Source organism: Martelella sp. UBA3392 (assembly GCF_002358775.1).
GTDB lineage: Bacteria > Pseudomonadota > Alphaproteobacteria > Rhizobiales > Rhizobiaceae > Martelella > Martelella mediterranea.
This window is the reverse complement of the sequence record NZ_DEPM01000007.1, coordinates 1-7,459: the sequence shown is the minus strand read 5'-3', so window position 1 is coordinate 7,459 and position 7,459 is coordinate 1. Positions and strand designations below refer to the sequence as shown.

7 protein-coding genes are annotated in these 7,459 nt (G+C 57.0%); 4 read left to right on the top strand and 3 right to left on the bottom strand.

The features are described 5' to 3' along the window. The 3 genes from B4E36_RS00810 to B4E36_RS00800 form a co-directional block, all read left to right on the top strand. Nucleotides 1-1,801 (top strand): strawberry notch C-terminal domain-containing protein (locus B4E36_RS00810; protein WP_345899855.1); only part of this gene is annotated, 1,801 nt, incomplete at its 5' end. Continuing rightward, nucleotides 1,798-2,844: a DUF7146 domain-containing protein gene (locus B4E36_RS00805; protein ID WP_018067308.1), complete on the top strand. Its 1,047-nt coding sequence runs from the start codon at nucleotides 1,798-1,800 to the stop codon at nucleotides 2,842-2,844. The genes B4E36_RS00810 and B4E36_RS00805, both read left to right, overlap by 4 nt. A 275-nt stretch (nucleotides 2,845-3,119) precedes the next feature. After that, nucleotides 3,120-4,040: a DUF2493 domain-containing protein gene (locus tag B4E36_RS00800; RefSeq protein WP_018067307.1), complete on the top strand. Its 921-nt coding sequence runs from the start codon at nucleotides 3,120-3,122 to the stop codon at nucleotides 4,038-4,040. 62 nt (nucleotides 4,041-4,102) lie between these two features. Here B4E36_RS00800 and B4E36_RS00795 read toward each other — a convergent pair whose 3' ends face one another. The 3 genes from B4E36_RS00795 to B4E36_RS00785 all read right to left on the bottom strand — a co-directional run bounded on the left by B4E36_RS00795 (nucleotide 4,103) and on the right by B4E36_RS00785 (nucleotide 5,796). Beyond that, nucleotides 4,103-4,564: a DUF736 domain-containing protein gene (locus tag B4E36_RS00795; RefSeq protein WP_155122295.1), complete on the bottom strand. Its 462-nt coding sequence runs from the start codon at nucleotides 4,562-4,564 to the stop codon at nucleotides 4,103-4,105. A gap of 190 nt (nucleotides 4,565-4,754) precedes the next feature. Continuing rightward, on the bottom strand, nucleotides 4,755-5,195 hold the full coding sequence (locus B4E36_RS00790) for a hypothetical protein (RefSeq protein ID WP_155122294.1): 441 nt from the start codon (nucleotides 5,193-5,195) through the stop codon (nucleotides 4,755-4,757). Nucleotides 5,196-5,214: 19 nt separating this feature from the next. Beyond that, a complete protein-coding gene (locus B4E36_RS00785) occupies nucleotides 5,215-5,796 on the bottom strand; it encodes a L,D-transpeptidase (protein ID WP_018067304.1) in 582 nt (193 codons plus the stop codon). Nucleotides 5,797-6,347: 551 nt separating this feature from the next. On the opposite strand from B4E36_RS00785, the gene repA reads away from it, so the two are divergent. Next, the coding region (repA, locus tag B4E36_RS00780; RefSeq protein ID WP_345899854.1) for a plasmid partitioning protein RepA at nucleotides 6,348-7,459 on the top strand (1,112 nt) is incomplete at its 3' end.

Below are 7,459 nucleotides of genomic sequence, written 5' to 3'. Positions count from 1 at the left end.
CGCCGACGCGGCATATTATGTGCTGGACTATCTCAACAGCTCCTTTCCGACCCAGCTATTCGAAGCCTTCGAGGACGAGAACGGGGAACTGCGCTCCCGCCCGGTTCACGATGCAAACGGCAATCCGGTTGTCAGCCGGGAAGCGCTCGAAGCGCGTAATGAGCTGATCGAGCATCTTGGCGCCTTGCCTCCCGTTCAGTCGGCGCTTGACCAGATCATTTGCCATTTCGGGACCGAACAGGTGGCCGAAATCACCGGACGCTCGCGCCGGATCGTCAAGACGCGCGACGGGCGCATGACACTGGAGCGCCGTCCGGCATCGTCGAACTACTCCGAAACCGATGCGTTCATGGGCGACAGCAAGAAGATTCTTGCATTCTCGGACGCCGGCGGGACCGGTCGTTCGTATCATGCTGACCTGTCCGCGGCCAACACACGCAAACGGGTTCACTATCTACTGGAAGCCGGATGGCGCGCGGACGCAGCCATCCAGGGGCTCGGGCGGACACACCGCACAAATCAGGCGCAGCCGCCGTTGTTCCGCCCCTGTGCGACCAATGTGAAAGGCGAGAAGCGGTTCCTGTCCACGATCGCACGTCGCCTCGACAGTCTTGGCGCCATCACCAAAGGTCAGCGCCAGACTGGCGGTCAAAATATGTTCCGACCGGAAGACAATCTAGAGAGCGACTACGCCCGCGCTGCATTGCGCCGGTTCTTCAGCCAGCTCTATGCCGGCAAGATTCCGTCGTGCTCGCTGACGAAGTTCGAGGAGGTGACCGGTCTGGCGCTGACCGATCAGGACGGGTCGCTACGCGAAGCCCTGCCTCCGATCAGCCAGTTTCTCAATCGCTGCCTGGCGCTCACGATTGCTATGCAGAACACGGTGTTTGAAGCATTCACCCAAATCCTCGACGGGATCGTCGAAGAGGCGATTGAGGCTGGCACCTATGAGGTCGGCCTGGAGACGCTCACGGGTGAACGCTTCACCGTCAAAAAGCGCGCGCCGATCTACGAACACGGTCACAGCAAGACCGAGATCCTGACGATCGAGAGGCTCACCCGAAACAAACCGATGTCGCTCGACGATGCGCGCCGGTTTCTGGAGCGTCAGCCTGACGCCCAAACCTATCTCGACAAGAAGACCGGCGACGCTGCCATTGTTATCCCATCGGCGACCTGGTTCACCGAAGCGGGCGATCCGATCCGGCGCGTGCAGTTGATCCAGCCGATGTTTAACAAGGCGATGCACCGATCGACTCTGGCGGATTCCAGCTGGAAGCCCGTCGAGCGTGCTGCGTTCGAAAGGGCATGGGCGACCAAGGTCGAGACCATCCCCCAATTCGACACATCGACGATCACGATTGTGGCCGGCCTTCTGCTGCCGATCTGGCAGCACCTTCCACAGTCCAACACGCAGGTCTACCGCCTCACTGCCGAGGACGGAGAGCGTGTCCTCGGCCGCATGTTGACCCATATCGATGCGGTCAATCTCGCAGCTCAACTCGGCGTTTCGGATGCCATCAAGCTTGATCCGGAGGAGGTGCTACACGCCCTCCTGATTGGCAATGCCCAATTCACATTGTCCAATAAAATCAAGCTTCGGAGGTCGAAAGTGATGGATCGTCACCGCATCGAGATGCTAGACTTCAAACCGGGGGATTTGAAAGCTTTCAAGGCGCTTGGCTGCTATACGGAGACCATCGCATGGAAGACACGCCTTTTCGTTCCGGACGACGAAAGCGTTCTCGCAAAAGTGCTGGAAGGCACGAAGATCGTCGCAGTCAGGGAGAGGTGGACATGATTTCTGCCTCCCAACTTTCCGATCAGCTCGCTGCGCGAACCGAACAGTTCTGCCGTACCTATCTGCCCGCCGGTCGGCGGGCGGGCAACTATTGGCAGGTGGGCAACAAATACGGTGACCCCGGTAGATCCATGGCCGTGCGTCTTAGAGACGCCGGCACGCGCAGGGCTGGCAAGTGGGCCGATCGTGCGACCCATGAATATGGTGATCTTCTCGATCTGCTGGAGAGTATCGTCGGGGCAGGCAGTTTTTCCGAAACCTGCAAGGAAGCCCGTCGTTTCCTGAATCTGCCGGAGGTGTCGGCTGATCCTGGCCGAGCCGGGAATGATCACGAGAAGCCACCCTCCAATGTCGATCAGGTCGAATCCGGCCGCAAGCTCTTCTCCTACGGCAAACCGTTCAAGGATACGCCCGTAGAGCGCTATCTGCGCGGGCGGGATATCAGCCGCTTCGGGCCAGCCCTCAAGTATCATCCCCGCGTTTTCTTTCGCGATGAGGACGGTCAGTCCCGGCAGTTGCCTGCCATGCTGGCGGCCGTGACGGATAATGACGGCGCGGTCATGGCATGTGCGCGAACCTGGCTCGATCTGAAAAACAACTCTGTCGCGCGCATCATCGAACCCAAGCGGGTTTCGGGCCAGCTCTACGGCAACGCCGTGCGGTTTCACTCAAGCAGTGCGGGAGGTGACATCATTGCCGGAGAAGGCATTGAAACAGTGCTGTCCATCGGCTCGGTGTATCCAGTCGCGGAGCTGGCCGCTTGCCTGACGGCAACGCATCTGTCTCTGTTCGATCCGCCATTGAGCTGCACGCGGCTGTTCATCGGCCGCGACAGAGACGATGCCGGCGAACTGGCAAGCCGCCAGTTGCGCAGCCGGGCCGAAGAGCGAGGCATCGAGGTGGTCGATCTTGTGCCGACGCTCGACGACTTCAACGACGATCTGCGCAAGTTGGGCAGGCAGGTCCTGCGGGAAAACCTCGACCGGCAGATCATGGCGGCGATCACCAGGCCGGTACCATGGGCTGGTCTGCGCATGCCATAACGTTTGGCCGACGCACAGTTTCGCCTGACAAGTCGTTTTCCGTAGCGGGTTGTATGGCTTTGGCGATGAACCGAAAGCCGACCGCAAAGGCGGTCTGACAGGACAAAGGACAACCCCGCCCTCTCAACAAAAGCGGTTTCCACCCTCAGTGGACCCTCCCCTTTTCTTTTCGGTTGGGGTCCAGCGCTTGCGCTCGGCCCTACGGGTGTCTGCCCTGCCCTTTCGGTTCTTTTATCGCCCCATACAAACCGCAAGAAAAACGAGAGGACGAACCGATGAACGCCTACACAACCGAAGTTCAGCAGCCGCAGAGCCCGACCGCGCACCTCCTCCAAGAAATCGCCCTCTTTGGCTACCGCCCGAACGGCGATGAGCACGACTACCGCCCTCTTCCCACCGCAGAGACTGTTGAGATCGGTGTCGCCGGCATATTCGAAAGCCTTGAAACCATGTTCACCAACACCCGGCTGGAAGACGAACTGTCCGAGGTGCTGTGGGCCGTCGCCAATGTGTTTCACCGCCGTCTGACCCGAGCGCAGAAGAAGCTCGATGACAATGAAGCCGAACAGCGAAGCTTGATCGCCGTGCAGGATGGCAGTGAGATCAGCAGCGTCGAACTGGAAAGGAAAGCTGCCGAAGGGGATACGCTGACTGAAATGCGCAATGCCTTCGAGGCGATGCGAGATCTTGCTGCGGACCACTATAGGGTAAGCGTCGGCTATGAATGGCTACCGCGCACTGGTTCAAAGACCTCGTTCAATGGGCTTACCGCAGCGGTTATCGACAGTCGCGACTATCTCGCCAGGAAGCGCCACGAAGAGAAGGAAATCTATTGCCCGACCGGCACCAAGATCGCGTTCACGGGCGGCGCCGATTATCAGGACCACGAGGCCATCTTCCATGCTCTCGACCAGACACACAAGAAGTACCCGGATATGGTTCTGATCCACGGCGGTTCGCCCAAGGGGGCCGAGCTCATCGCCGCCAAATGGGCAGAACTTCGCAAGGTGGCGCAGGTGGTTTGCAAGCCCGACTGGACCGCGCACCGCAACAAGTCCGCGCCCTTCAAGCGCAACGACAAGATTGTCGAAATGATGCCCAAGGGGATGATCGTCACGCCTGGTAATGGCATCAACCAGAACCTGGCCGACAAGGCACGCAAGGCAGGTATTCCGCTCATGAAGGTCGGCTTCTAGGCCGATCTTCATCCCCTGAAGCAAAGGGCCAACGCCGAAGCGCCGGCCCTGGATTTGGCTGTCTAATCGCGCCAGAAGATCACTGACATGAGCTTGTCGTCGATCTCGCCCGGATACTTGCCAAGATTTGCCCGCACAGTGCGTCCTGGCATATGCACCGACATCTGAAAGTACTCCTGACCATGTTCGTTCTTACGCCGCCAAACTGCCCCGATCTCCACCTCCCGGTCTTTCGGGGTTTTGCCGTAAACGCGATATGCAGGTGAGCCTTCATTGTTGTTGTCAAGTTTGACGCCGCGAATGTCTTCGTCAAACTCAAGCGATGCGATATTGCCTTCGAATGTTTCCCGCGTTGCGTCAAACTGCACGTAGTTCAAGCGCTCCATATTCTTCATTTCTTGCTCCGTCGATTGCGTTGTTTTCAACGGTCCGCCATGGGCAAGGCATCCATTCCTTTTCCCTGGAAAACCAAGTTTTCCGGGGGCAAAGGAGGGAGGGTGCTGCCCGCCCGACGGCTTTTTCATTCGCGGTCATGACACATCTGTTGAGGTGGTGCGGCCGCAGGCGAAGCCGAGGCACGGTTCAACAGATGTCATCTGCCTTGCAGATGCTTGGTCATTGACAGCGAAGGGAAAAGATGGCGGCGGACTTCGAGACAAAGCCGCGGCCAATTGGTCGCGACCCTATTGCTGGAAGCACTTTGCGCGCGATTGTTTAAACCGCGGTCGCCGTATCAGACGAAGTTACGATGTTTTGTGAAGAAAGAGGCAGGAATGCGACTGCTCGTGGATCTTCGGTGAAGTTTGCTTCGAACGGGCCATCTGGGAGTGACACGCGTAGGTGCAGATATTCATCGCCATTCGCGTCGAAGCGCTTTCCAATTCCGCCAATCGCGACCTTTCGGCCGCGCGGTGAGTATCCGAACATATAGAAGCTATACGGTCCTGAAGGTTCGCCAGTAATATGATACAGCGTACCGTTTTGATGAATTTCACCCTCAAGGCCTGCTTCATTCGTAAAGCGAAGAAAATTGCGTACTTGAGGCATGATGTCTTCCCGTATTCGATGCATTTCAGGGGGTGATTTACACCCTTTAGTCAAGCGACTAAGATGCGGGGTGTCAACAAAACCTGACATTTCGATGACAGTTTTCACTAAGACTTTCGTATAAGTCCTAGCGGACGATGACATGCGTGCCCTGACCTACACGATCATATAAATCAATGACATCGCTGTTGAGCAGCCGGATGCAACCGCTGGATACGGATTTGCCTATGGATGCTGGGTCATTGGTCCCATGAATGCGATAGAGGGTGTCGGCGCCGCCCTGGTAGAGGTATAGGGCACGAGCGCCGAGCGGATTCGTCTCGCTGCCGGGGAGTCCCGCAGCTAGAGGTGCGTTGACCTTTGGACGGTCGCGTATCATTGAGCTTGTTGGCGTCCAGGTCGGCCATTCGGCTTTCCTCCCGATGACAGCCTTTCCCGAAAAGTCATGGCCTTCTCGACCGACCGCGACGTTGTAGGCCAGTGCCGTGTTGTCATCCTGGACGAGATAGAGCTTGTGGACATCCGGCTCTACGATGATTGTTCCGGGCGGTTCTGTTGTCTTGAAGCTAGTCAGCGATGGCCCGCCGCCCCTTTTCTGCAGGCCGGCATATTTAGTCACCTCATTCGGAGGATCAGCGACACAGCTGACCAGCGTGAAGACGATGAATAGGGACGCCAGTGCTCTCGTAATCTGAATTGGTTTCGGCATTTCCAGCTATATCGACTTAATTGAGCAAAACGGGCGGCCATGGTCTTTTCCTGCATGATCCTAATGAGGGTATCATCGGCGACGGGAAGTATGAAAGCTGTGCCTTCGATGGCCCAGGCCATGAGGTGGCGAAATCCACGGTAATGCTTGGCCATTGCGGCCGGCCAGACGATATTAGGAAAACCCCTTGAGCTCCCACCCTCAAACTCCTTTCCACGCAGCGCGAGGGTCTTCTGGGTGGAGCTTTTTCGAATAGCGATTCGGTAGAAGAGGGCCGATTTCGCGCAGACCTGTCTGAAAAAGCATTGAGTTAAGGGGCTTTGCCCTGATGTCAGCGCACACCAAATCGAAAATTTAAAATGAGCGCTTTCGTTCTGAAACTATCGATGCCAAGAAGATAAAGCACTGAAAAATATGCACTTAAAAGGCATTCCGGAGATTTCCGCTGACGAAGGATGGCGACGCGTTAAGGTTTTGTTAACTAAAATCGCCTTGCTCGCAAACGCTTCGCAGGTATCATCACGGATATTCGGCATTTCTGCGGAAAAAACGTGATTGGAGAGATTAACGTGAACGCTTCGGCGCAGATTGACAGAGCGCGACTACCAAACGTTGATGATGTCATTGGCGCGCATGCTGAGCTTTTGGGGTCGCAGCTTCAGAGTATCAGCGAAACTCTGTTTCCGCCAACCGCCAGTAAGGCTTTGCGCCGTTTCACGTCTGGAGAAGCTGCCAAGCTCATCGGCGTGTCTGACTCTACGCTTCGGAAGATGACTCTCGCGGGTGACGGTCCGTTACCTGAAACTGCGAGCAACGGCCGGCGCTTCTACTCCCTCTCCGACATCAACGAAATTCGAGCAATCTTTGCAGCTAACGCCCGCGGCCGCGAAGCAATCGACTTTGTTCCGCACCGCCGAGAGGGTGAGCACTTGCAGGTGCTTGCCGTGACGAATTTTAAGGGCGGCAGCGGAAAGACCACGACATCGGCACATCTCGCCCAATATCTAGCATTGGCGGGTTATCGAGTATTGGCAATCGATCTCGATCCGCAAGCAAGTCTTTCCGCCCTGCTCGGCGTGCTGCCCGAGCTGCATGTGGGGCACAACGAGACGCTCTACGCAGCAATCCGGTATGATGAGGGTCGTCGTCCCCTGCGCGATGTGATCCGTCATACATATTTTGATGGCCTCGATCTTGTCCCCGGTAATTTGGAACTAATGGAGTTCGAGCATACCACGCCGAAGGTCTTGGCAGACGGCAGTGCGTCGGATGCGGGCGCGATTTTTTTCGCGCGTGTGGCAAGTGCAATTGACGAAGTGGCGGACGATTACGATGTCGTGGTGATTGACTGCCCTCCCCAGCTTGGTTTCTTGACACTTGCCAGCCTGTGCGCGGCTACCTCCATGATTGTGACGGTGCATCCGCAAATGCTGGATGTATCGTCGATGAGTCAGTTCTTACTGATGACGCGCGATCTCTTAGGCGTTGTGCGTGATGCGGGGGGAACGCTGAAGTTTGATTTCGTGCGCTATCTGCTCACCCGTTATGAACCTCAGGACGCGCCCCAAACAAAAGTGGTCGCGCTGCTCCGCAATCTATTCGACGATCATGTCCTGACCAGTCCGATGGTGAAATCGGCGGCGATCTCGGACGCAGGCCTGAC